General features: G+C 68.7%; 3 protein-coding genes. 1 reads left to right on the top strand and 2 read right to left on the bottom strand.

Translation table 11 applies throughout. The features are described from left to right. On the bottom strand, positions 1-292 hold a 292-nt coding region (locus B2W70_RS07465), incomplete at its 3' end, for a DUF3592 domain-containing protein (protein WP_286744367.1). 125 nt (positions 293-417) lie between these two features. Between B2W70_RS07465 and yfbR the strand changes: the two genes are divergently transcribed. Then, positions 418-1,047 carry a 5'-deoxynucleotidase gene (yfbR, locus tag B2W70_RS07460; protein WP_058089467.1) on the top strand — a complete coding sequence of 210 codons (630 nt, stop codon included), beginning with the start codon at positions 418-420 and terminating at the stop codon, positions 1,045-1,047. Between the two features lie 15 nt (positions 1,048-1,062). On the opposite strand, the gene B2W70_RS07455 is transcribed toward yfbR, so the two are convergent. Then, positions 1,063-2,099 (bottom strand): aldehyde dehydrogenase family protein (locus tag B2W70_RS07455; protein ID WP_286744364.1); only part of this gene is annotated, 1,037 nt, incomplete at its 5' end.

The raw sequence follows: 2,099 nt of genomic DNA, 5'->3' as shown, positions 1-2,099 counted from the left end.
GCTGGACTTCTTCCTTGGTCATGTACCGCCGCCCGAACGCCTGAAGCCGATCACCGGTGTAGGACACGCCGTTGACCATGTAGGCGTAACGCACCTCGGCGACCCAGTCGTGCTTGGCGCTCTCGGGCTCGGCCGGGTTGTCGTGCATGGCGCGAGGCTGCGAGGTCAGCATGACGCCCTCGACACTTGGCCATTGCGGGCTTTGGCGCTTGACCTCCCAGGCACGCCAGGCGAAAAGGCCGGCGATCAGCACGATGGCCAGCAGCAGGATTTTTCCGAGGTCGTCGCTCATCGTTGGAGGTTTTCTGTGGGGCACACCCGTTTCAGCTTGGCCTCGATTGTGCAGCCTCGCTCAGCTCTGAGGGATGATGTGGGCTTGGCCGCTCCCTGTCGATTGCTCTGTCCCATTTCGCCACCATGTCCGACGCCCCCGCTTCACCTGCCGACCAACCCCTCGGGCACAGCCCGTTCTACGCCCACATCGCCCGCCTGCGCCACATCAAGCGCTGGGGCCTGATGCGCAACGCCGTCGAAGAGGACGTGGCCCAGCACAGCTGGGAGGTGGCGGTGCTGGCGCATGCGCTGGCTGTCATCAGCCGCGACGTGTTCCAGCAGCCGGTGGACCCGAACGCGGTGGCAGCGCGCGCGCTCTTTCACGACGCGACCGAGGCCATCACCGGTGACCTGCCGACCCCGGTCAAGTACTCACCCGCCATGCGCCACGCCACGGCCAACCTCGAAGGCGAGGTCTGCCGCGAGATGGTGGCGCTGCTGCCGCCCGTGCTGCAGCCGGCCATCGGCGAGATGATGGACCACGAGCAGTGGCCGGCCCATGAGGCCGCGCTGGTCAAGACAGCGGACCGCCTGGCCGCCTGGTTCAAGTGCCGGGCCGAGTTGCGCTACGGCAACCCGGAGTACACCCAGGCGGCGCAGCAGATCGAGGGCAAGCTCAACCAGCACATGACGCCCGAACTGCGCTACTTCCTGGACACCTTCGGAGCGGCCTTCGACCTCACGCTCGACTCATTGATGCAGCAAGGCGGTTGAGGTCGGTGGTGGGCATCACCCCGCCATCAACCCGACGTTGCCGCCCGCAGCGGTGGTGTTGATCGTCACCGTCTGCTCGACGCAAAAGCGCGGCAGGTAGTGCGGCCCGCCCGCCTTGGGCCCCGTGCCGCTCAGGCCTTGTCCGCCAAAGGGCTGCAGGCCCACCACGGCGCCCACCATGTTGCGGTTGACGTAGACGTTGCCCACTCGGGCCGCGCTGGCCAGCGCCTGCGCGCGGCTGTCGATGCGGGTCTGGATGCCCAGCGTCAGGCCGTAGCCCAGGCGGTTGACCTGCTCGATGACCGCCTGCGGATCGCCCCGCCAGCGCCAGACCTGCAGCACCGGGCCGAAAATTTCCTGCCCCACGCGCCCGGGTGAATCGACCTCGAAGGCATGTGGTGCGAGCAGTTGCGCCACCCTGGCCTCGGTGGCCTGCACGCGCCCCTGGTTGTGGTCCTGTGCGTCACCTGGGCCGGCGTCCCACAGTGGCTTGGCTTCGCGCTGCAGCCTTTCGAGCTGGGCCAGCACTCTCGCATGGGCCTCGGCATCGATCAGCGGTCCGACATCGGTGTCGATGCGGGCCGGGTCGCCCACCCGCAGTTCGCGCACGGCGCCTGAGATCATGTCCAGCACGGGCTCGGCGATGTCTTCGTGCAGGCACAGCAGGCGCAAAGCCGAGCAGCGCTGGCCGGCCGAGCGGAAGGCGCTTTGCAGCACGGCGTCGCACACCTGCTCAGGCAGGGCACTGGGGTCGACCAGCATGGCGTTGAGGCCACCGGTTTCTGCGATCAGCGGCACGATGGGGCCGTCGGACGCGGCCAGGGTGCGCTGGATGAGCTTGGCCACCTGGGTGGAGCCCGTGAAGGCCACGCCCGCGATGCCGGCTTGCGCCACCAGCGCCGCGCCCACGGTTTCACCCGGGCCGTGCAGGCCTTGCAGCACCTCGGGCGGCACACCGGCCTCATGCATCAGCCGGATGGCGGCCATGGCCACCGCGGGTGTCTGCTCGGCTGGCTTGGCCAACACGCAGTTGCCCGCCGCCAGCGCCGCCG

Origin of the sequence: Aquabacterium sp. UBA2148 (assembly GCF_002328915.1) — a bacterium.
GTDB classification, from domain to species: Bacteria; Pseudomonadota; Gammaproteobacteria; order Burkholderiales; family Burkholderiaceae_C; genus Aquabacterium; species Aquabacterium parvum.
This window is presented reverse-complemented; position numbering and strand designations above follow the sequence as displayed.

What these genes read in the sequence shown, in the direction of transcription:
- yfbR (WP_058089467.1), top strand. Translation starts at nt 418, where the DNA reads ATGTCCGACGCCCCCGCTTCACCTGCCGACCAACCCCTCGGGCACAGC.